Origin of the sequence: Curtobacterium sp. PhB130 (genome assembly GCF_003755165.1) — a bacterium.
Taxonomy (GTDB): Bacteria; Actinomycetota; Actinomycetes; order Actinomycetales; family Microbacteriaceae; genus Curtobacterium.
In genome coordinates this window covers 14679-35223 of record NZ_RKII01000007.1, presented here as the reverse complement: position 1 = coordinate 35223, position 20545 = coordinate 14679, and the positions used below count along the sequence as shown (strand labels likewise).

Genomic DNA, 20545 nt, shown 5'->3' with positions numbered 1-20545 from the left:
CGTCGGCGACGTCAGATCGACGTCTGCAACTGCTGCGTCCAAAATGCATCCAATCCTGAGTTGACCGCGGACACGTCGTCCGGCGTGCCGAAGAGTTCGAAGCGGTAGAGCACGGGCACGTGGCACTTCTGTGAGACCACGTCGCCCGCGAGGCCGTAGGCCTCACCGAAGTTCGTGTTCCCGCCGACGATGACGCCCCGGATCAGTGACCGGTTGTGTTCGTCGTTCAGGAACTTGATGACCTGCTTGGGGACCGCTCCCTCGCCGTTCCCGCCACCGTAGGTGGGCAGGACGAGGACGTACGGTTCGTCCACGTGCAGGAACGGTTCGCCCGGGTAGAGCGGGATCCGGTCCGCGTCGCGGCCGAGCTTCTCCACGAAGCGTGCGGTGTACCCGGACACGCTGGAGAAGTAGACGAGTCGGCTCATGCTGCGCTCCTCGACAGAAGGTGCGGACTGACGGACCGGAGGGGTGTCCGTGGGCGGTGAGTCGAGCCTCCTGATCGAGTTCGAGTCACCGCCCACCGGACGGGAGACGCCTTACGCCAGTTCGGCGCTGAGCGTCGCGATCTTGTCGGGGCGGAAGCCCGACCAGTGGTCGTCGTCGGTCACGACGACGGGGGCCTGGAGGTAGCCGAGGCTCTTGACGTGCTCGAGCGCGGCTTCGTCCGTGGAGACGTCGTGCACCTCGTACTGGATGCCCTTGTTGTCGAGGGCCCGGTACGTCGCGGTGCACTGGACGCAGGACGGCTTGGTGTAGACGGTGACGGCCATGTTTACCCCTGGTTCTGGGCCTGATTCCAGGTCCGAAGTTCGTGTGCTGTGCTGAGCACGACGCTACTACATGTAGTGCTCGATCGCGGTAGTGACCACAAGAGGAAGTGTTACACCCCTGTAGTTCTCCACAACACCCTCCACAGTCTGTGGATTCCCCACAGCCCCGGATTTCCGCCAGTCTCGCACCGGCCACCGACACTCCCAACAGGCTGTGGAGGCGGTTCTCCAGAGGTGTGGAAACCGGACGTTCGTACCCCTGCATCGGCGTGTCTGAGAACCGCGTTCCGGACCCCCTCCCCCGGAGTGGTCACACGGCCCGCGCCGTGCCCCGTCCGGTCCGTACACTCGGAGCGTGAGCGCGTACGGCAACCTCCTGAAGACCCCCGGCGTGGGTCGTGTGATCGCCGCGCAGCTCACCGCGAGGTTCCCCTTCGGGATGCTCTCGCTGGCGTACCTGCTGCACGTCGAGCACGTCTTCCACTCGTACGGATCCGCCGGGCTCGTGCTCGCCACCACCAGCGTCGGCCAGGCCATCGCCGGCCCGCTCACCAGCCGCTGGATGGGCAGCTGGGGCATGCGCCCCGTCCTCATCCTGACCAGCCTGATCGCGCTCGTGAGCATGGGCGTGATCGCGTTCGCCACCATGCCCCTGTGGGCGTACGTGGTCGTCGGGTTCCTCGGCGGCCTTGCGGTCCCGCCCGTCCAGCCCGCCGTGCGCACCATCTACCCGAAGATGGTCACCTCGACGCAGCTGACACCCCTCTTCTCCCTCGACGCCAGCGCGCAGGAACTGATCTGGGTCGCCGGACCCGTCATCACGACGTTCGTCGCGACGCAGATCGGCACCGTCGAGGCGATCGTCCTCGCGATGGCGTTCCTCGTCATCGGCGGCGTCTGGTTCATCGCCTCCCCCGAGCTCGGCCGCGTCCGCATCCCCCGCTCCAAGCGCGCGTTCGGCGTCGTGCTGCAGCGCCCGTCCGTGGTCGTCGCGACCCTCACCGGCATGCTCCTCATCGGAGCGTGCGCCGCGGTGGAGGCCGGGGTCACCAGCGCCTTCGGCGAGGGCAGCCCGAACGCCGGCATCGTCCTGGCGATCTTCGCGGTCGGTTCGCTGGTCGGTGGCCTGGCCTTCGGCCACCGACCGATCTCGCCGAACACCCTGTGGACGCGGATGCTCATCGTCTTCATCGGCCTGGGGCTCGCCACGTTCGGCACCGGGTTCTGGTGGCTCGCGTTCGCGCTGCTCATCGCGGGCGGCGGGATCGCGCCGGCCCTCGCCGTGATGTTCGGGTCGGTCTCCGCCACCGTGAAGTTCTCCGACACGGCAGAGGCCTACGGCTGGATGGGCACCGGCCAGCTCATCGGTGCCGCGCTCGGTTCCGCGGTCGCCGGCTTCCTCATCGACATGCACGGTGCGACGGGCGGCATGGTCGTCGGCGCAGCCGCCGCCTTCGTCGGTGTGCTGCTGCCGCTGGTCGCGAAGCGTTGGCTCCCCGACCTGCGCGGCCGCGACGCGAGCCCCATTCCCGACACCGAGCCGGTGAACATCCCCACATAGGCGCCGGGTCGCGGGTCGCGGGGCCCCGCCGGGTCGTCCTCGCTGGCCCGTCCCCCGCCCCGCCTCCGCCGGGTCGTCCCGCGCGTAGGAGGTCGAATCGCGCGTAGGTGGTCGATTCTTCCGACCCCCTACGCGCGATTCGACTTTCCAGTGCGGGCGCGATGGGTGAGAACGGGCCTCCTCCACAACTCGGAGCGCGCGCCCGGTTGTGCACAGATCGGACGGGAGGCCCGACTCGACTCCGCCAGGACCGGCAGGATGGTCTGCATGGTCACCTCCATCCCCCTCCGCGACGGTCGGTCCGTCCCCGCCATCGGCTTCGGCGTGTACAAGGTCGACGACGCGGAAGCAGCGGTCGCGGTCGGAACCGCACTCGACGCCGGGTACCGCCACGTGGACACAGCCGAGATGTACGGCAACGAAACCGGTGTCGGGAAGGCGATCCGAGCCTCCGGACTGGATCGTGACGACGTCTTCGTGACCACGAAGGTGTGGAACACCAACCAGGGACGCGACGAGACCCTGCGGGCGTTCGACGCCAGTCTCGACCGACTCGGGCTCGACGCGGTCGACCTCTACCTGATCCACTGGCCGGCCGCTGCGAACGACCGCTACGTCGACACCTGGCGCGCGCTGGTGGAACTGCGGGAGTCCGGTCGTGCGCGCAGCGTGGGCGTCTCGAACTTCCAGGTGCCGCACCTCGAGCGGATCATCGCCGAGACGGGCCAGGTGCCCGCCGTGAACCAGGTCGAGCGGCACCCCTGGCTCCCCCAGCGCGAACTCATGGACTTCCACCGGCGGCACGACATCATGACGGAAGCGTGGTCACCGCTCGGTCGCGGGCGGCTCATCGAGGACCCGGTGCTCGTCGGGATCGCGGATGCCCACGGGGTGAGCGTGGCGCAGGTCCTCGTGCGGTGGAACGTTCAGCAGGGGGTCGTGGTGCTGCCGAAGTCGGTCACACCGTCGCGGATCCGGTCGAACATCGACGTCGACGGCTTCGCGCTGACGGACGACGAGCTCACGGCGATCGCTGCGCTCGAGTCCGGCCAGCGCACGGGGTCGCACCCCGATTCGGTGTCCTAGCGCCCGCTAGCCGCGTCGGTCGTCCTCGGACTGCCACGGCAGGTGGAGGTCCTCCGGCGCGGGCTCCACGTCGCCCGCGTCGTCGGCGCCGCCCGTGCCCGGAGCCGCGGTGATCTTCGACGGGTCGATGCCGTCCTCGCGCAGGTCGTCGTCGTCGCGCTGCTCGGTCTGCGACGAGACGCTCTCCCGCTCGCTCGACGGGCTGTAGGAGGTGTCCGCGGCACGCTGCTGACGCTCGCTCGCGCCCGCCACGTCGTCGCTGTGCGCGGCGGCGCGCAGTGCGTCGTTCCGGTCCCGGTCGTCCGCGTGCTCGGGTCCCGCGATGTCGTTGCTCATGCGCGTGACGGTAGGCCGCCGCACCTGCGCGCCCTCGCACCGTGCGAGCACGCGGTGCCGCGCCGTCGCACTGCGCCGCTCCGCGCCGCCCCGCTCTGAGCGCAGCGTGCGAGGTTCCGTCCACTGTGCGAGCACCCGCGCCTCCCACAGTGTCGGCAGCCTCGCACAGTGAGAGCACGCGGAGCCCCGCGCCCGTCCGCTACCGTTGTCGGGCACTCGCCCCACCTCAGGAGGTCCCCCGTGACGATCGTCGCAGCAGCTGACGGCTCCGCCCTCGGCAACCCCGGCCCGGCCGGCTGGGCCTGGTACGTCGACGACGACCGCTGGGCAGCCGGCGGCTGGCCGAACGCCACGAACAACCAGGGCGAGCTCACCGCCGTGCTGCAGCTGCTCCGCGCCACGAAGGACTCCGGCGAACCGCTGCACATCCTCTGCGACAGCCAGTACGCCATCAAGGCGTGCACCGAGTGGCTGGCGGGGTGGAAGCGGAAGGGATGGCGGAAGGCCGACGGCAAGCCGGTCATGAACGTCGAGATCATCAAGGAGCTCGACGCCGAGCTCCAGGGCCGCAAGGTCACCTTCGAGTGGGTCCGGGGTCACGTCGGCCATGAGATGAACGAGGCCGCCGACGTCCGCGCCCGTGGTGCTGCGACCGCGTACCAGAACCACACCGAGGTCCCCCACGGCCCGGGCTGGCCCGGCGTCGAGGTGACCGAGCCAGCGCCGCTGCCCGAGGCGACGCCGCCCGCGACCCTGTTCTGACGTAGAGAACGCTTCGGTATGACGGCGCCTGGGTGGCGGAGCGTGCGCACACCGCTCGTCGACCTCGTCATCCCCGACGGATGGCAGGAGGTCGACGCGCACGGGCAGGTGCTGGCGGTCGCGGCGCCGGACGACGGCGCCTGGACCTTCCGCCCCAACGGGGTCCTCTCGGTCCGAGCGAGCACCGAGCCGATCCACGTTCTCGGCGCCCGCGCGATCAGCGAGGCGCGCGCCCTCCCCGTCTGGTCGCACGTCGTCGCCGACCAGCCCTGGTTCCTCGAGGGCGGCGAAGGGCGCGTCGTCGAGTCGCTGTACGAGACCGACGGGGTGTGCGTTTCGGTCACGCGGTACGTGATCGCGACAGGGTGTCACGCGATCGACCTGACGATGAGCGCCTCGATCCGCGATCGGTTCCTCGTCGAGGACCAGTTCGACATGATCGCCGGCGGCATGGAAGTGAAGGACGCAGCATGACCGACGTCGCGATCGACCAGGCCGCCACCGAGCGCCAGGGGCTCCCGCGCGAGTCGCTCGCACGGGTCGCCGTGGCGCAGCCGTACCCCGCTGGCCGCGTCCGCCTCTCCCAGGACAGCTGGGAAGCGCTGTGGAAGGCACGGAGAGGACGCTTCTTCCGCGTACGACCCTCGACGCCGGCATTCGAGGAGTTGCGCGCCGCCGGGATGATCACGGACGCCGGAGCCCCCAGCCCCGCCGCGCAGGAGTACCTCGACGTCCGCGCGGACACGGTGATCGCCCTCGGCGCGGAAGCACGGAGCGGCGGGGTCACGAGCAAGTGGTCGTGCTGGCTGTCCCGCGACGGCGCCGTCATCGCGGCTGGACCGCAGTTGCTCTCGACGGAGCTCCCGACCGATCAGCGGGTGACGCTCGCCCTGACGACCGAGTCGTTCGCGCTCGGCCTCCTCATCTCGTGGATGGGGATCGGTCCGACCTGGACGTTCGAACACGGCGACGATCCGAGTGCCTACCCTCGCGACGCCGTCGAGGCCCGGATCGCCGCGGCCTCGTCCACCCCTCCCGCCCCCGAGCCCGCGAGCTGGAGTGTCGGCCGGGCGTGGCAGCAGGGCCGTTGGACGGAGTTCGAGTTCGGCGTGCCCCGCACCGGGATCGGGCAGAAGCTGATCCGCGCGGGCGACCTCGACTGGTTCCGCCCCGAGAACCGTGACGACGGCCTCGTCGAGCTCGGGACGTCGGCCACGAACGACGTCATGCGCGAGGTGCTCGCGGTCTACCAGGAGTCCGTCGACGCCCTCGTCCGTCGCTGAGCGTTGAGCCGTCACCCGAGCTCCTCGATCCCGTGGGAGACCCCCGCCGCGGTCGCGCTCGCCAGCCTCGTGCTCACCTGGCACAGGCGCTGGCCCCGTCTATATACTCGCTTATACAAACGATGGGAGTCGGTATGGCAGTCACGACGATCGACCTCGATCAGCGCGTCCTCGACGATGCGAAGCAACTGACGGGGGCGCGTTCGAACCGCGAAGTCGTGCAGCGTGCTCTCGAGACGCTCATCGCAGTACGGCGTCAACCGGCGGCAGTCGAGCGGATCATCGCGAGGAACTTCGCTGACGAGCCCGCGGCGGCGGACGAACTGCACCCCTGATGGCGACCTACATCGTCGACAACTCGGTGTGGTGGAAGGCGGGCCGGGCTCCTGGGATCGCGGAGCGTCTGCGTGCCATCGCCACACAGGACCTCATCCTCACCTGCCCACCCCAGGTCCTCGAGTACTGCCACTCGGCCCGCTCGAGCTCGGATCACGACGAACACTGCGGGGACATGGAAGCCTTCCTCGAAGCATCAGTGCACCCCGACGTCGACGATGTCACGGCGATCCAGAGTGCTCTGTGGAGCAACGGGTTCGCACGAGGAGCCGGGCCGATCGACGTCCACATCGCGGCGTACGCGATCTGCAACGGGGCGACGGTGCTGAGCGCCGACCGCGACTACGAGCACATCGCGGCGAGTGTCCAGGGTTTCCGGCACGAGTACCTGCCCGAGCATCCCTGAGCGAGCAGCGTCAGACCGCGACGGTCGACGCCAGCAGCGCCAGCTTCTCCGCGTCCGCCGTGCCGGGGTCGGCGTGGTAGATCGCCACGGTGAGGTCCTGCGCCTCGGCGACGATGAGCTTCTCCCGGTGCAGCTGCAGTGCTCCGACCACGGGGTGGTCGAACCGCATCACCGCGCCCCGACGCCCGCCGATGTCGTGCCGTCCCCAGAGCCGCTGGAACCGCGGGCTCGCGATGGAGAGCTGCCCGACGAGCTCCACGCACCGCGGGTCGTCGATCGAGGTCCCGACGGACTGCCGGAACGACGCCACGAGCCCCTCGGTCGCCAGCTCCCAGTCGACGAACAGCGCTCGCTCCTCCGGGTCGAGGAACACGTCACGGAGCCGGTTCGCGCCGACGACCAGCCGGGGTGAGAGCGCGGCCGCCATCGGGTTCGCGGCGAGGACGTCCAGGTAGCGGCCCTCGACGAAGGCGGGGGTGCCCAGCCCGTCGACGAACGCACGGAGTCCGGCGGGCACGACCTCGCGCACGGGTCGGCGCTGCCGGTGCGCCCGGGGCTGCTCGACCACGAGCCCGAGCAGGTACGCCGTCGTGTCCTCGTCGAGCTGCAGCACCCGCGCGACGGACTCGAGGACCTGCGCCGACGGGTTCCGGTACCGCCCCTGCTCCAACCGGAGGTAGTACTCGCTGCTGATCCCGGCGAGCATCGCGACCTCTTCCCGCCGCAACCCGGGGACCCGCCGGACCCCTGCCACCGGGATGCCCGCGCGTTCCGGGGTGACCAGCTCGCGCCGGGCACGGAGGAACTCGCCCAGGGGGTTCGTCTCGTCGGTCATGCTCCCCACGGTAGGCAGATCCGTGCGCCGCTGCCTGGTCGCCGCGCTACCAGGAGCGGAGCGGTCTGGAACGGCCGCCGACACCGCTGGAGGGTGGGACCAGACACCAGGAGGTCCACATGTCCGACACCACCCGCATCCTCGTCACCGGCGGCTCCGGCTTCATCGCCGGACACTGCATCCTGCAGCTCCTCGACGCCGGCCACGACGTCCGCGCCACGATCCGCTCGCTCGACAAGGAGGCGGCGGTGCGTGCAGTCCTGACCGACTCCGGCATGACGGCCGGCGATCGGCTCGAGTTCGTCGCCGCCGACCTCACCGCGGACGACGGCTGGGCCGCTGCGACCGCCGACGTCGACGTCGTCCTGCACGTGGCGTCCCCGGTGATGCCCGGACACGTCGAGGACGAGGCGACGGTCATCGAGCCCGCGGTCGAGGGCACGGTCCGTGTGCTCCGCGCCGCCAGTGACGCCGGCGTGCGTCGTGTCGTCCTGACCTCGGCGTTCCACGCGGTGAGCTGGGGCCACCCGCACACCGACCACGTGTTCACCGAGGACGACTGGACCGTGCTGGACGGCCCCGGCGTGGACGCGTACGGCAAGAGCAAGACGCTTGCCGAGCGCGCGGCGTGGGATCTCGTGGCCGGCGCCGACGCTGCCGGGACGCCCGAACTCGTCACCATGCTCCCCGTCGCCGTGATGGGTCCCGCGATGGGCAGCAGCGTCTCCGGCGCCAACCACATCCTGCAGTCGATGCTGAACGGGTCGATGCCGGCGACCCCGCAGCTGTTCATCCCGATCGTCGACGTCCGGGACGTCGCAGCCGCACACGTCGCAGCGATCGATGTCCCGGAGGCTGCCGGCAAGCGGTTCCTGCTCTCGAACGGGCCGGCGCTCGAGATGGCCGAGATCGCTGCGACGCTCCGCGAGCGCCTCGGCGAGGCTGCGACGAAGGTGCCGAAGCACTCGATGCCGAACGCCGCGGTGCGTGCAGCGGCGAGGTTCCGTCCGGAGTTCCGGGCGTCCGTCCCCGACCTCGGCTACGCCAAGCGCACCTCGAACGAGCGCGCCCGGACGGTCCTCGGCTGGACGCCGCGGGACCCGAAGGACGCGATCACCGCCGCCGCGGAGAGCATGGTCGCGCGCGGGTTGGTCGGCTAGGGCCGGGCGCCCACGACGACGGGTGTCAGTACGACCCGTCGCGTCGGTCCTGCCGGGTGATCTGCTCGCCCGATGCGGGATCGACGCCCGACCGGGTGGTGGTGGTCGACCGACGACCACCGAACGCGACGGCCAGGCTGATGATGAGCAGCACGACGCCGGCCGCCATCAGGATGTACCCGATCAGCCGCAGGTCGACGCCCGCGAGCTGGAAGTCCAGAGCGAAGGCGACGATGGCGCCGATGACGATCAGGGCGATGCTCGATCCGATGCGCATGGTGGTTCCTTCCGTGGGGTCACGCCGAACGTACCCGGACGGGGCACCGTGTGTTCCCGGCGTCAGTCGACGTCGACCTCGGCCCACCCGTCGAACCGCCCGATCTCGGTGACCCGCACGACGGCCTCTCCGGCTTCGTCCGAGGCGTCGAGGTCGATCGTCGCCGAGAACCCGAAGTCCTTGTCCCCGGACGGGTCGGCGAAGATCTGTCGAGCACGCCACGTCCGGCCCTGCTCGGACAGCACCAGGTACTGCATCGACCGCGCTTCAGCGTCCGTCCCGACGTCGTCGTGTGACTCGTAGTACTCCTCGAGCACGGCGTCCCACGCGTCCGCGTCGAACCCGGCGGCACTGTCGAGTTCCGCCAGACCGTCCACGTCGTCGCGCGCGGCGAGCAGCACCCGCTGGAACAGCGCGTTCCGCACGAGCACCCGGAAGGCACGGACGTTGCCGGTGAGTCGTGACGGCTGCGGCGGGGCGATCTCCTCGTGCTCGGCGGCGGCGAGCGACACGTCCCCGTTGACCAGGGCTTCCCACTCGTCGACCAGGGACGAGTCGACCTGCCGGACGAGCTCGCCGAGCCACTCGATGAGGTCGTCGAGCTCGGGCGTGCGCTGGTCTTCGGTGATCGTCTGCCGCATGGTCCGGTACGCGTCCGAGAGGTACCGCAGCACGAGTCCCTCGGAGCGGGTGAGCTGGTAGAACCGCACGAAGTCGCCGAAGGTCATCGCGCGCTCGTACATGTCGCGGACGACGGACTTGGGCGAGAGCGTGAAGTCGAGCACCCAGGGCTGCTCGGCCGCGTACGCGTCGTACGCGGCGGTCAGCAGTTCGTCCAGCGGCTTGGGCCAGGTGACCTCTTCGAGGAGCTCCATGCGCTCCTCGTACTCGATGCCTTCCTGCTTCATCCGGGCGACGGCTTCACCGCGCTCCTTGAACTGCTGCTGCGAGAGGATCGCCCGCGGGTCGTCGAGGGTGGCTTCGACGATCGAGACCATGTCGAGCGCGTAGGTCGGCGACTCGGGGTCGAGCAGTTCGAACGCGGCGAGCGCGAATGGTGAGAGCGGCTGGTTGAGCGCGAAGTTCGCCTGCAGGTCGACGGTCAGGCGGTAGGTGACGGGAGGCCCTGGCACCCGCTCGATGACCTGCGCGTTGATGAGCGTGCGCGCGATCGTGAGTGCGCGCCGCGCCATGGCGAGCTGCCGCGCGCGGGGCTCGTGGTTCTCGAAGACGAGCGACCGCACCGCGGCGAACGCGTCTCCCCCGCGCCCGACGACGGCGAGGACCATCGCGTGCGTGATCCGCATCCGCGACACCATCGGCTCGGGTTCGGCCTGGATCAGACGCTCGAACGACGCCTGTCCCCACGAGACGAACCCGTCTGGCGCCTTCTTGCGCTTGATCTTGCTCTTCTTCTTCGGGTCGTCGCCCGCCTTGGCCACGGCGCGCGCGTTCTCGATGTCGTGCTCGGGCGCTTCGGCGACGACATCACCCTCGGTGTCGTACCCGGCACGACCGGCACGTCCGGCGATCTGGTGGAACTCGCGCGCGGAGAGCTGCCGCATCCGGGTGCCGTCGAACTTCGTGAGACCGGTGAGCAGCACGGACCGGATGGGCACGTTGATCCCGACGCCGAGCGTGTCCGTCCCGCAGATCACCGGCAGCAGGCCGCGCTGCGCGAGTTGCTCGACGAGGCGCCGGTACTTCGGCAGCATGCCCGCGTGGTGCACCCCGATGCCGGCGCGGATGAGCCGGGAGAGCGTCTGCCCGAACCCGGCGCTGAACCGGAACCCGGCGATCGCCTCCGCGATCTGGTCGCGCCGTTCGCGTGTGGCGACCTTCGCCGACATGAGCGCCTGCGCGCGTTCCAGCGCGGCGGCCTGGGCGAAGTGCACGATGTAGATCGGTGCCTTGCCGTCGTCGAGGAGCCGCTCGACCGTCTCCTGCACGGGCGTCATCACGTACTCGTACTCGAGCGGCACGGGTCGTGAGACGCCGGTGACCCGGGCGGTCGGCCGGCCGGTGCGCCGGGAGAGGTCGTCGGCGATGGTCGTGACGTCCCCGAGGGTGGCCGACATCAGCAGGAACTGGGCCCGCTCCAGCACGAGCAGCGGCACCTGCCAGGCCCATCCGCGGTCGGCGTCGCCGTAGAAGTGGAACTCGTCCATGACGACCACGTCGACGTCGGCGTCCGGGCCCTGGCGGAGCGCCAGGTTCGCCAGGATCTCGGCGGTGCAGCAGACGATCGGGGCATCGGCGTTGACGCTCGAGTCCCCCGTGACCATCCCGACGTTCTGCGCACCGAAGAGGTCGACGAGCTGGAAGAACTTCTCCGAGACGAGCGCCTTGATCGGTGCCGTGTACCAGCTCCGCTTGCCCTCGGCGAGCGCCGCGAAATGCGCACCGGCCGCGACGAGGGACTTGCCGGTACCGGTGGGGGTGCTGAGCACGACGTTCGCCCCGGACACGAGCTCGATGAGGGCTTCGTCCTGCGCCGGGTAGAGGGGCCGACCGCCGGCTTCGGCCCAGTCGGCGAAGGCCTGGTAGACGGCATCGGGGTCGACGACACCGCCGGGGGCCGCCGGCAGCGCGGCGACGAGTGGTGGCTGGGTGGTGACGTCGGTCATGGACCCATCCTCCCAGCATGCTGACGAGCGACGCTCGGGAGGCTCGGCACCTGTGGAGGAGTGGCGAACGTTCCACAGACGGGAACCATGGCCCCGTTGCATACAGGCGCATAGACTCACCCCGTGCGCGAACTCGGCTTCCTCTCCTTCGTCCCGAATCACGGCGGCCCCGCCGGCGCGGCCGCAGCACTCGAGGACGGCCTCCGCCTCTTCGAGACGGCCGAGCGCCTCGGCTACGGCACCGGTTGGGTGCGTGGTCGGCACTTCGAGCCGTTCCTCACCAGCCCGATGACGTTCTTCGCGGCAGCCGCGCAGCGCACCAGCACGATCGGGTTCGGCACCGCGGTGCTCGGGATGCGCTACGAGGACCCGGTCCGGCTCGCCGAGGACGCCAGCACGGTCGACCTCCTGAGCGGCGGCCGGGTGCAGCTCGGCATCAGCACGGGCATCGCCGGCTACGGCCCGATCCTCGACCCGGTGTTCGGCGGCGTCGAGCGGAGCTTCCGGGACGAGGCCGAAGCCCGCGCCGCCCGCTTGCTCGAAGTCCTCGACGGTGAGCCCCTCGGCACGGCCGGCAAGGGGTACGAGAGCATCCCCGCCGGCGCCGACCTGACGTTGCAGCCGCTCAGCCCCGCCCTCCGCAACCGCGTCTGGTGGGGCGGCGGCAGCATGGGCACCGCCCTCCGCACGGCCGAGAAGGGGCTGCTGCTGCACTGCTCGACGCTGAACACGGAGGACACCGGTGAGCCCTTCGCGGTGGCCCAGGCTGCGCAGATCGACGCCTACCGCGCACGCTTCGCGGAACTGCACGGCGCGGACGGCCGCACCCCGAAGGTCGCCGTCGGGCGCATCGTCGTCCCACTGCTCGACGACCACGACCGGGCCGTCCACCAGGAGTTCCTCACCGGCTACGCCTCGGGCATGGACGACGAGGGGCGTCCGCTCTCCGGCACCCCGCCGTTCCGCTTCAGCAAGGTCGTGTCCGGGGAACCGGCCGCAATCGTGGACGCGCTCCGGGCGGACCCCGCCGTCGCGGCGACGGACGAGCTCGTCATCACCCTGCCCGCCAACGGCGACGCCGCGTCCCACGAGCGCATCCTGACGGTCATCGCCGAGCAGATCGCCCCGCACCTGAACGACTAGCGCACGGGTGACCAGGGCATCCGGCGGGGCCCGCGGTGTGGTGAGTCCCGGGGCTCCGCGCCGGATGACCATCTCGTCCCTGATCCGTACGGGATGGTGAACCCATCGTTCCACCTGGTGCGTTGTTTGTCACAACTCGACGCCCGTGCATTCAGGAAACCGTGACAATTCGTCAGCAGATATTCCGTAGACGAAATATGCCCCCGGGGACGGGACGGGGCCGGACGGGCAACAGGGATGCGCCCCCGCGAGAACGCGGGGGCGCATCGTGACGCACCAGGATCATCGGGGCTCCATCGGCCGGATCAGGAGGCCGTGTCGCGCTCACGGTGATCCTCGTCGGTGCGCGCGTCGACGGTAACCAGCCGCCTGACGCATGATCAATGTTACTGAATGTATCCCCGGGGCGCGCGGAAACCGGATCAAACGGCCTCAGACGAGTTCGATCTGCACCGTTCCGGCCGCATCGACGACCGAACTCCCGACGTGCAGGGCGAACGTGCCCGGCTCGTACGCCCACGCGCCGTCCCAGTACGCGAAGGCCCGTGCCGGCACCTCGATCGACACCTCGGTGCTCTCTCCCGCGTCGAGCCGGACGGGCGCGAACCCGACGAGCCACCGGACGGGCCGGTCCACCGCGGACGCCGCGCGCGACGCGTAGACCTGCACGACGTGCTTCCCGGCGCGCGAGCCGGTGTTCCGCACCGTGGCGGTCACGATGGCCGCGTCGCCCTCGCGCACCTCGGGCGAGCCCGAGACGCCGTCGATCGTCCACGTCGTGTAGCCGAGGCCGTACCCGAACGGGTAGGCGGGTTCGGCGCCGGCGCGGAGCCACGCGCGGTACCCGATGTGCACACCCTCGTCGTACCGGACGACCCCGTCGACCGGGGTGACGTCGAGCACGGGCACGTCCGCCATCGCGGCGGGCCACGTGGTCGGGAGCCGGCCGCCCGGCTCCCGAGCGCCGGTGAGCACGTCCGCGAGCGCGTTCCCGTACTCCTGTCCGCCGAACCAGGTGAGCAGCACCGCGGCGACGTCGTCCCGCCACGGCATCTCCACCGGCGACCCGGCGTTGACGACCACGATCGTGTTCGGGTTCGCAGCGGCGACCGCGGCGACGAGCGCGTCCTGGTGGCCCGGCAGCGCGAGCGACGAACGGTCGTACCCCTCGGACTCCACCTTGGAGTTCGTGCCGACCACGACCACGGCGACGTCGGCGTCACGAGCGGTCGCGACGGCAGCGTCGATCAGGACGGACGGGTCCTCGTCCGAGGGCTCGGTGCCGAACTGGTAGGCGAGCACCCCGCCGAGCGCCTCGTCCTGCACGATGTCGTGCTCGATCCGGATCGCGAGCTCCTGGCCAGCGGTGACGGTGACCGGGACGGACCGTGCCGGGGGGTTGAGGAAGGCAGCACCGAGCTGGTCACCCTCGACGGCGACGTCCTCGTCGAGCACGAGCGAGCCGTCGATCCACATCCGCGATCGACCGGACGCGCCGACGCCGATCCGGATCGTGCCCGGGGTCTGCGCCGTGTACGTCGTGGTGATGTCGAGCCGGTCGGCGGTCCGGGTCGGGGCGTCGCCGCCGAACCAGAACAGCGCCGTGGCCTGCCGGTCCTCGACGAAGACCTCGGACCCGTCCTGCACGAACGCCACGCGCGCGCCGGGCTCGCCGGTCGCGGGGTTGGTGATCGTCGCCAGCGGGAACTCCGCGATGCCCTCCTGCACGACGGCGCCGATGGCGTAGTCGACGGTGGCGCCGGGGAGCGCTGCGCGGATGCCGTCGAGCGGCGACACGACCTGCGACGGCACGACCGTCGCCGAGCCACCGCCCTGCGTGCGCGCCTGGTCGGCGTTGTGGCCGATCACCGCGATGCGGGACACGGCCGGCGCGGACAGCGGCAGCACGCCGGTGTTGCGGACGAGCACGGTGCCCTCCGCCTCGGCCTCGCGCACGAACGCGACGCCGTCCTCGACGTGCACGGGCGAGGACGCGACGGCATCGAACCCCGTCAGTGCCCCGACGCGGGCGGCGAGCGTCAGGATCCGACGGACCTTGCGGTCGATCGCCTCGACGGGGACGGAGCCGTCCTGCACCGCGGCGAGCAGCGGTCCCTCGCTCCACCACGGGTTCGGCCCCGGCATCGCGACGTCCTGGGACGCCTTCGCCGAGTCGACGGAGCGGACGCCGGTCCAGTCGGAGACGACGATGCCGTCGAAGCCCCACTCGGAGTTCAGCGGCGTCTCGAGCAGGTCGTTCTCGGACGCGGTGACGCCGTTGATCGCGTTGTACGAGGACATGATCGCCCAGGTGTGTGCCTCGGTGACGGCCTTCTCGAACGCCAGCAGGTACAGCTCACGGAGTGCCCGGTCGGACACCTCCGTCGAAGCGGTGAAGCGGTCGGTCTCGTAGTCGTTCGCGATGTAGTGCTTCGGCGTCGCGGCGACGCCGTTCTCCTGCACGCCCGCGACGTAGGACGCGGCGAGGTCCCCGGTCAGCACCGGGTCCTCGCTGAACGCCTCGAAGTGGCGGCCGCCGAGGGGTGACCGGTGCAGGTTGATGGTCGGGCCGAGGACGACGTCGACGCCCTTGCGCCGGGCCTCGACTGCCGCGGCGGCGCCGTAGCGCTTCGCGATCGCGCGGTCCCACGAGGCGCTCAGCGCGGTGGCGGACGGCAGGTTCAGCGACGGGTCGCGTTCGTCCCACACCTCGCCACGGACCCCCGACGGGCCGTCGGACATGAGCATCCGGCGCAGCCCGATCTTCTCGATCGGCCAGGTGGTCCAGAAGTCACGCCCGGTGAGCAGCTGCACCTTCTCCTCGATGGTCAGCTGGTCGACGAGCGCGCCGATGCGCTCGTCCAGCGGGGACGGACTGGAGGCTGTGGTCACGTCGTTCGCGGTGGTCACGGTGGTGTGTCCTTTCGTTCAGAGCCGGGGTCGGGTCGTCAGCGCACGCCGCGGATGCGCGAGACCGAGACGATCCCGAGCAGTCCGACGACGGCGCCGGTGATGAAGAAGCCGCTGTACCCGCCGGTGAGGGCGATCACGCCGGGGGCGGACGCGGGGACGATCGACTGCGGCAGGGCCTGCGCGATGTTGACGACGCCGAGGTCCTTCGCATTGTCCTCGTCCGAGGGCAGCACGTCCGTGATCAGGGCGAGGTCGACGGCGTAGAAGACGCCCATGCCGGCGCCCATCACGAACTCGCCGACGAGCACCATGCCGAGGGACGGCGCCATGGCGATGAGCACCAGGCCGACCACGCCGACGATCCCGGCGATGGCGACGAAGAGCTTGCGGCGGCCGAGCTTGTCGGACAGCCACCCGGCGATCAGCGAGGTGAGGACGATGCCGACGACGTTCCAGAGCGTGCCCTGGAAGACGGCGTTCGCGACGTGCGCGTCCGCGATGCCGATGTCGTCGCGCAGGAAGTAGGTGAGGTAGCTGACGGCGGTGTACTGCGCGGCGACCATCATGAAGCGCGTGAGCCAGGCCCAGCCGAGGTCCGGGTGCTTCACGGGGTTGAACACGAACGAGCCGAACAGCTGCCCGACGCCGAGGCGCGAGGTGGGGCGCTCGACGAGCACCCGGTCGCGGAACAACAGCGCGTAGAGCACCACCACGGCGGACCCGATCGCCCCGGGGACGATCATCTGCGTCGCCGACGTCGTGAACAGCTGCACCAGGAACGTGCCACCGACGAGCGCGAGGTTCTGCGCGAGGCCGAGGAGCGCCGCGACCCGGCCGCGCTGGGACCGCGTGACGTGGTCCGGCATGACGGCGGTGAGCGCCGCGATCGTGGCGTTGAACGCGATCTGCGTGACGCCCCAGGCGAGCACCAGGACCAGGGTGGAGGACGTCGTCGCGACGACCACGAGGCCCGCGAAGCCGACCACGGTGCCACCGATGATCCACGGACGACGCATGCCGAACCTCCCGGCGGTCCGGTCACTGAAGCGACCGGCCAGCGGGTTGGCGACCATCGCGGCGAAGGCGCCGACGCCGAGCGCCAGGCCGAGCACGCCGGCCTGGTCGTCCGGCGCGATCTCGGCGACCTTGAGCGCCATCGCGACGAGCACCGGCGGGAGCAGGGCGATGTACAGGCCGAGCATCGCGATCGGCATGCCGAGCGTGTACATGAGCGAGCTGCCTCGGCCGCGCGTGGGTGCGACTGCGGTCGGGGCGTCGGAAACGGTCAGGGCGTCGTTGGCCACTGCAACCTCCATCGGGTGCGCCGCCGGCGTCGGCGACTCGCACGCCTTCGTCGGCGGCTCCTGCCACGGTACCACCAAAACCAAGCGCTACTAGGTTTTACCGGAACGAGCCAGGCGGTACAGTCCTGCCATGGCACGACGGGGTTCATACGCGAAGGGCATCGCGAAGCGCGACGAGATCCTCACGGTGGCGCTCGAACTCGTCGCCCAGCAGGGCTTTCGGCGCACCAGCATCAAGGACATCGCGGACGCGGTCGGCCTCACGCAGGCCGGGCTGCTGCACTACTTCGACTCGAAGGACGAGCTCTGGGTGGAGATCCTCCGGCGCCGCGACGAGCTCGACAACGCCACCGAGTGGAACGCCGCCGACCCGGCCGAGCTCCTCGCCGCGATCGTCCGGCACAACGCCGAGGTCCCCGGGCTCGTGCAGATGTTCGTCAACCTCTCCGCCGCGGCCGCGACCGACCCGGAGCACCCGGCGCACGAGTACTTCCGCCAGCGCTACGAGAACTCCCGCCGCGACATGGCCGCCGACTTCCGCGCCATGCAGGAGGACGGCCGGCTCCGCACCGACGTCGACGCCGAGGAGCTGACGAGCGTGCTGCTCGCGGTGTCGGACGGCATGCAGATCCAGTGGCTCTTCGACCCGTCGCGCGACATGGCGGCGCACGTCGAACTCGTCGCCAGGCTCGCGCTCGCCCAGGTCGCATCGGGCAGGATGAAGGCGTAGGACCCTCACCCGACGGTCCGACAGACTCGACGACGAGCGGAGGCGCGATGACGCGCGTAGTGGTGACCGGCGGCAGCGGCAAGCTCGGACGAGCGGTGGTGCGCGACCTCGACGAGCACGGGTACGACGTGGTGCTCCTGGACCGCGTGCCCTCTCCGGACAAGCCCGAGGACGTGCAGTTCGTGCGCATCGACCTGACCGACTACGGGCAGGTGCTCAACGCCCTGCTCGGCATCGACGACCGCTACGACTCCGTGGACGCCGTCGTGCACCTCGCCGCGGTCCCGGCACCCGGGCAGGTCCCGGACGTCGCGCTCATCACGAACAACGTGACCGCGTCCATCAACGTCTTCCATGCCGCACGCGCGGCGAAGATCACGAACGTCGTGTGGGCGTCGAGCGAGACCCTGCTCGGCATCCCGATGGGCGAGCACCACCCGCCGTACCTGCCCGTCGACGAGGAGTTCCCGGTGCGTCCGCAGTCCTCGTACTCCCTCGGCAAGGCCGTGGAGGAGGAGATGGCCCGTCACTTCACGCGCTGGGACCCGACGCTGAAGATGATCGGCCTGCGGTTCTCGAACGTGATGGACGAGACCGACTACCCGTCGTACCCGTGGGACGCCACCCCGGAGGCGAAGACCTTCAACCTGTGGTCCTACATCGACTCCCGCGACGGTGCGCAGGCGGTCCGGAAGGCCCTCGAGGCCGACCTCACCGGCTTCGAGGCGTTCGTCATCGCGAGCCCGGACACGGTGATGGACACCCCGACGATCGAGCTCGTCGAGCGGTACGTGCCGGACATCGAGCGCCGCTCGGACATCGACGGCGTCAGTTCACTGCTGTCGTCGGAGAAGGCCCGCGAGCTCCTCGGGTACGACCCGCAGCACTCCTGGCGCGACCACCGCTCCTGAGCGACGGCGACGGCGACGGCGGGGCCGGTCACTGCCGGCCCCGTCCGTTCACGCGGGGGTGAGGAGCCCGTCGAGCACCAGGTCACGGGCGGCCGGCAGCAGGTCCGCCGCGAGCGCCTGTTCGTCGACGCCCGTGATCTGCGCCAGCGCGCCGATGATCGCCGCGACGGACAGGTCGCCGTCGCAGGCACCGACGAACGCGGCGAGCGCCGTGTCCGCGTCGACCCGTCGACCGAAGCCACCACCCTGCACGAGCGTCATCACGGTCGGGTCGTCGTTGCCGGGCCAGTAGTACCGCTCCTCGGTGACGTCGCCGGCGGTCCGCAGGTGTGCGGCCGCGAGCGCCTCGTCGTCGTGCGCGGCCAGCCACTCCGCGGCGTCGAGGACGCGAGCGACCGTCGCGCCGAGGCCTGCGGGGTTGGAGCCGAGCGTCTCGGGGACGCGCTCGAACCGGCGGAGGTGCGCCGGGCCTCCCGTCCGGCCCTTCCGGACCACGACGTAGCCGAAACCGACCCCGGTGACCTTCCGCGCCTGGAAGTCGTCGAGCCACGCGCCGACCAGCTGGTCGAAGTCAGCGGTACCGGGCTTCGTGCCGCCGTCCCGGATCCACGTCTCGGCGTAGGCGGCCGGGTCCTGCCGCTCCCGCTCGATGACCCACGCGTCCAGGTCTGTCCGCTCGAACCAGGAGCGCACGCGATCGAGGCCGTCGACGCCCCAGTGGTACTCCCAGTTGCCGAGGAGCTGCGCGGTCCCGCCGGGTTCCAGGTGGTCCTCGAGCCCGGTCAGCACGGTCTCGACCAGGGCGTCGCCGACCATGCCGCCGTCGCGGTACTCGTAGGACGGGACGCCCTCGGTCCGGGGCGTGATGACGAAGGGCGGGTTCGACACGATCCGGTCGAAGCGCTCACCCGCGACGGGCTCGAACAGCGAGCCGAAGCGGAAGTCGATGCCGTCGATGCCGTTGAGCTGCGCGTTGAACCGGGCGATGTCCAGGGCCCGCCGGGAGATGTCGGTGGCGACGACCTCGTCCGCGAAGCGCCGGGCGTGCATGGCCTGGATCCCGCAGCCGGTACCGAGGTCGAGCACCCGGTGGACGGGCACGGGGACCTGCAGGCCGCTGAGGGTCGTCGTCGCACCGCCGATGCCGAGGACGTGCTCCTCGTCGAGCGCGGCACCGAGGGCGAGCTCCCCGAGGTCCGAGACGATCCACCAGCTGCCGGCTCCGGCGTCGTCGACGAACGCGTACGGGCGCAGGTCGACCGTCGGGACGACGTTCGGCTCGGTCAGGTGGGCGATGCGCTCCGGGTCGCTCTGGTCGACCAGCGCACGGGGATCGACGTCCGCGTCCTCGAGCCGGACGAGCCCGGCACGGACGAGTGCATCGACCCCGACCCTCGGCAGCGCCCGCTCGGCCTCGCTCAGTGGCATGCGGAACCCCAGGACGAACATCCCGGCGAGCGTGTACCGCGGGAGCAGCGCTTCGGTCACGCGGCCGCGCGCGGCACGGACGGCCGCCATCCGGTTGCCCCGGTGCAGCGCCGCGGCCGCGTCAGCACCCCAGAGGGCGTCGACGCCCTCGACGGTGAACCCGGCGGCGGTCAGGTCCGCGGCGAGCGCGTCGGTGACCGCGGGGTCGGCGGTGATCCTGGGCAGCACGTGGGTGCTCGCGCTCACAGGTCGATGTCCGACCGCATCAGTGCGGCGGGGACCTGCCACGCGAACACCAGGTCCAGCAGGCCCGGGAACCGCTCCTGCACGTCGTCGATCCGCGCACGGCTGCTCCGCGTCAGGCCCTCGCGGTGCTGTTCGAGCAGCCCGGCCTCGCGGAGGACGCGGAAGTGGTGCGTCAGTGTGGACTTCGGCCGGTCGACGCCGACCCAGCCGCACGAACGCACCCCACCGGCGGCATCGACGAGGTACCGGTGCATGATCGCGAGGCGGATCGGGTCCGACAGGGCGTCCATGACGACGGGGAGGTCCATCTCGGCCACCGTCGGCTGAGGCAGCCGTTCGGGGGCATCCACGCGCTCGGGCATGGACGGGACGCTACCACCGTTCGCCTCACAGTACGACTTGCGTCGTACAGCGAGGTGCGGTACCAA

21 protein-coding genes are annotated in these 20545 nt (G+C 70.7%); 11 read left to right on the top strand and 10 right to left on the bottom strand.

Annotated elements, in window-relative coordinates:
* Window positions 1–11 precede the first annotated feature (11 nt).
* Both nrdI and nrdH read right to left on the bottom strand, forming a co-directional pair.
* Complete coding sequence (gene nrdI / locus EDF24_RS06005) at window positions 12–428, bottom strand: class Ib ribonucleoside-diphosphate reductase assembly flavoprotein NrdI (RefSeq protein ID WP_123701521.1); 417 nt, start codon at window positions 426–428, stop codon at window positions 12–14.
* Between the two features lie 111 nt (window positions 429–539).
* Entirely contained in the window at window positions 540–773 is a 234-nt protein-coding gene (gene nrdH / locus EDF24_RS06000) for a glutaredoxin-like protein NrdH (RefSeq protein WP_022904483.1), read from the bottom strand.
* Between the two features lie 355 nt (window positions 774–1128).
* On the opposite strand from nrdH, the gene EDF24_RS05995 reads away from it, so the two are divergent.
* Together EDF24_RS05995 and EDF24_RS05990 are read left to right on the top strand one after the other, a co-directional pair.
* Complete coding sequence (locus tag EDF24_RS05995) at window positions 1129–2334, top strand: MFS transporter (protein ID WP_123655945.1); 1206 nt, start codon at window positions 1129–1131, stop codon at window positions 2332–2334.
* A 267-nt stretch (window positions 2335–2601) separates the two neighbouring features.
* The gene (locus tag EDF24_RS05990; protein WP_123701519.1) at window positions 2602–3420 is read left to right on the top strand and encodes an aldo/keto reductase; all 819 of its coding nucleotides are present in this window, start codon (window positions 2602–2604) and stop codon (window positions 3418–3420) included.
* Between the two features lie 6 nt (window positions 3421–3426).
* Here the strand turns inward: EDF24_RS05990 and EDF24_RS05985 are convergent, their stop codons facing one another.
* Window positions 3427–3756, bottom strand: a complete 330-nt coding sequence (locus EDF24_RS05985) for a hypothetical protein (protein WP_123655947.1) — start codon at window positions 3754–3756, stop codon at window positions 3427–3429.
* Window positions 3757–3996: 240 nt separating this feature from the next.
* On the opposite strand from EDF24_RS05985, the gene EDF24_RS05980 reads away from it, so the two are divergent.
* The 5 genes from EDF24_RS05980 (at window position 3997) to EDF24_RS05965 (ending at window position 6543) form a co-directional block, all read left to right on the top strand.
* Window positions 3997–4518 (top strand): ribonuclease H, encoded by a 522-nt coding sequence (locus tag EDF24_RS05980; RefSeq protein WP_123701517.1) that lies wholly within the window; start codon window positions 3997–3999, stop codon window positions 4516–4518.
* A 42-nt stretch (window positions 4519–4560) separates the two neighbouring features.
* Complete coding sequence (locus EDF24_RS19085; RefSeq protein WP_185021574.1) at window positions 4561–4992, top strand: hypothetical protein; 432 nt, start codon at window positions 4561–4563, stop codon at window positions 4990–4992.
* The gene (locus EDF24_RS05975) at window positions 4989–5801 is read left to right on the top strand and encodes a hypothetical protein (protein ID WP_123701515.1); all 813 of its coding nucleotides are present in this window, start codon (window positions 4989–4991) and stop codon (window positions 5799–5801) included. Before EDF24_RS19085 ends, EDF24_RS05975 begins: the two co-directional genes overlap by 4 nt.
* A gap of 134 nt (window positions 5802–5935) precedes the next feature.
* Window positions 5936–6136 (top strand): type II toxin-antitoxin system VapB family antitoxin, encoded by a 201-nt coding sequence (locus EDF24_RS05970; RefSeq protein ID WP_165931421.1) that lies wholly within the window; start codon window positions 5936–5938, stop codon window positions 6134–6136.
* Window positions 6136–6543: a PIN domain-containing protein gene (locus tag EDF24_RS05965; protein ID WP_123701513.1), complete on the top strand. Its 408-nt coding sequence runs from the start codon at window positions 6136–6138 to the stop codon at window positions 6541–6543. Before EDF24_RS05970 ends, EDF24_RS05965 begins: the two co-directional genes overlap by 1 nt.
* Before the next feature lie 10 nt (window positions 6544–6553).
* On the opposite strand, the gene EDF24_RS05960 is transcribed toward EDF24_RS05965, so the two are convergent.
* Window positions 6554–7378 carry a helix-turn-helix domain-containing protein gene (locus EDF24_RS05960; RefSeq protein ID WP_123701511.1) on the bottom strand — a complete coding sequence of 275 codons (825 nt, stop codon included), beginning with the start codon at window positions 7376–7378 and terminating at the stop codon, window positions 6554–6556.
* Window positions 7379–7497: 119 nt separating this feature from the next.
* Between EDF24_RS05960 and EDF24_RS05955 the strand changes: the two genes are divergently transcribed.
* On the top strand, window positions 7498–8538 hold the full coding sequence (locus tag EDF24_RS05955; RefSeq protein WP_123701509.1) for an aldehyde reductase: 1041 nt from the start codon (window positions 7498–7500) through the stop codon (window positions 8536–8538).
* Between the two features lie 25 nt (window positions 8539–8563).
* On the opposite strand, the gene EDF24_RS05950 is transcribed toward EDF24_RS05955, so the two are convergent.
* Entirely contained in the window at window positions 8564–8815 is a 252-nt protein-coding gene (locus tag EDF24_RS05950) for a DUF6458 family protein (RefSeq protein WP_123655955.1), read from the bottom strand.
* 62 nt (window positions 8816–8877) lie between these two features.
* Window positions 8878–11442 (bottom strand): RNA helicase, encoded by a 2565-nt coding sequence (locus EDF24_RS05945; protein WP_123701507.1) that lies wholly within the window; start codon window positions 11440–11442, stop codon window positions 8878–8880.
* A 123-nt stretch (window positions 11443–11565) separates the two neighbouring features.
* Here EDF24_RS05945 and EDF24_RS05940 point away from each other — a divergent pair, with 123 nt between their 5' ends.
* Complete coding sequence (locus EDF24_RS05940; RefSeq protein WP_123701505.1) at window positions 11566–12585, top strand: LLM class flavin-dependent oxidoreductase; 1020 nt, start codon at window positions 11566–11568, stop codon at window positions 12583–12585.
* Between the two features lie 432 nt (window positions 12586–13017).
* Here EDF24_RS05940 and EDF24_RS05935 read toward each other — a convergent pair whose 3' ends face one another.
* Window positions 13018–15495 carry a glycoside hydrolase family 3 protein gene (locus EDF24_RS05935; protein WP_123701503.1) on the bottom strand — a complete coding sequence of 826 codons (2478 nt, stop codon included), beginning with the start codon at window positions 15493–15495 and terminating at the stop codon, window positions 13018–13020.
* A 38-nt stretch (window positions 15496–15533) separates the two neighbouring features.
* Window positions 15534–16802 carry an MFS transporter gene (locus tag EDF24_RS05930; protein WP_243698272.1) on the bottom strand — a complete coding sequence of 423 codons (1269 nt, stop codon included), beginning with the start codon at window positions 16800–16802 and terminating at the stop codon, window positions 15534–15536.
* Between the two features lie 130 nt (window positions 16803–16932).
* Here EDF24_RS05930 and EDF24_RS05925 point away from each other — a divergent pair, with 130 nt between their 5' ends.
* Together EDF24_RS05925 and EDF24_RS05920 are read left to right on the top strand one after the other, a co-directional pair.
* On the top strand, window positions 16933–17532 hold the full coding sequence (locus EDF24_RS05925) for a TetR/AcrR family transcriptional regulator (RefSeq protein ID WP_123701501.1): 600 nt from the start codon (window positions 16933–16935) through the stop codon (window positions 17530–17532).
* A gap of 47 nt (window positions 17533–17579) precedes the next feature.
* A complete protein-coding gene (locus EDF24_RS05920) occupies window positions 17580–18443 on the top strand; it encodes an NAD(P)-dependent oxidoreductase (RefSeq protein WP_165931422.1) in 864 nt (287 codons plus the stop codon).
* Window positions 18444–18491: 48 nt separating this feature from the next.
* On the opposite strand, the gene EDF24_RS05915 is transcribed toward EDF24_RS05920, so the two are convergent.
* Both EDF24_RS05915 and EDF24_RS05910 read right to left on the bottom strand, forming a co-directional pair.
* Complete coding sequence (locus EDF24_RS05915) at window positions 18492–20117, bottom strand: methyltransferase (protein WP_260233368.1); 1626 nt, start codon at window positions 20115–20117, stop codon at window positions 18492–18494.
* Window positions 20114–20479 carry a helix-turn-helix transcriptional regulator gene (locus EDF24_RS05910; protein ID WP_123655961.1) on the bottom strand — a complete coding sequence of 122 codons (366 nt, stop codon included), beginning with the start codon at window positions 20477–20479 and terminating at the stop codon, window positions 20114–20116. Before EDF24_RS05910 ends, EDF24_RS05915 begins: the two co-directional genes overlap by 4 nt.
* Between the last annotated feature and the right edge of the window lie 66 nt (window positions 20480–20545).

Excerpts from the sequence above, each read along its gene's own strand:
- nrdI (WP_123701521.1), bottom strand. The coding sequence starts at position 428 with ATGAGCCGACTCGTCTACTTCTCCAGCGTGTCCGGGTACACCGCACGC.
- nrdH (WP_022904483.1), bottom strand. The coding sequence starts at position 773 with ATGGCCGTCACCGTCTACACCAAGCCGTCCTGCGTCCAGTGCACCGCG.
- EDF24_RS05990 (WP_123701519.1), top strand. The coding sequence starts at position 2,602 with ATGGTCACCTCCATCCCCCTCCGCGACGGTCGGTCCGTCCCCGCCATC.
- EDF24_RS05985 (WP_123655947.1), bottom strand. The coding sequence starts at position 3,756 with ATGAGCAACGACATCGCGGGACCCGAGCACGCGGACGACCGGGACCGG.
- EDF24_RS05975 (WP_123701515.1), top strand. The coding sequence starts at position 4,989 with ATGACCGACGTCGCGATCGACCAGGCCGCCACCGAGCGCCAGGGGCTC.
- EDF24_RS05970 (WP_165931421.1), top strand. The coding sequence starts at position 5,936 with ATGGCAGTCACGACGATCGACCTCGATCAGCGCGTCCTCGACGATGCG.
- EDF24_RS05965 (WP_123701513.1), top strand. The coding sequence starts at position 6,136 with ATGGCGACCTACATCGTCGACAACTCGGTGTGGTGGAAGGCGGGCCGG.
- EDF24_RS05960 (WP_123701511.1), bottom strand. The coding sequence starts at position 7,378 with ATGACCGACGAGACGAACCCCCTGGGCGAGTTCCTCCGTGCCCGGCGC.
- EDF24_RS05955 (WP_123701509.1), top strand. The coding sequence starts at position 7,498 with ATGTCCGACACCACCCGCATCCTCGTCACCGGCGGCTCCGGCTTCATC.
- EDF24_RS05950 (WP_123655955.1), bottom strand. The coding sequence starts at position 8,815 with ATGCGCATCGGATCGAGCATCGCCCTGATCGTCATCGGCGCCATCGTC.
- EDF24_RS05945 (WP_123701507.1), bottom strand. The coding sequence starts at position 11,442 with ATGACCGACGTCACCACCCAGCCACCACTCGTCGCCGCGCTGCCGGCG.
- EDF24_RS05925 (WP_123701501.1), top strand. The coding sequence starts at position 16,933 with ATGGCACGACGGGGTTCATACGCGAAGGGCATCGCGAAGCGCGACGAG.
- EDF24_RS05920 (WP_165931422.1), top strand. The coding sequence starts at position 17,580 with ATGACGCGCGTAGTGGTGACCGGCGGCAGCGGCAAGCTCGGACGAGCG.
- EDF24_RS05910 (WP_123655961.1), bottom strand. The coding sequence starts at position 20,479 with ATGCCCGAGCGCGTGGATGCCCCCGAACGGCTGCCTCAGCCGACGGTG.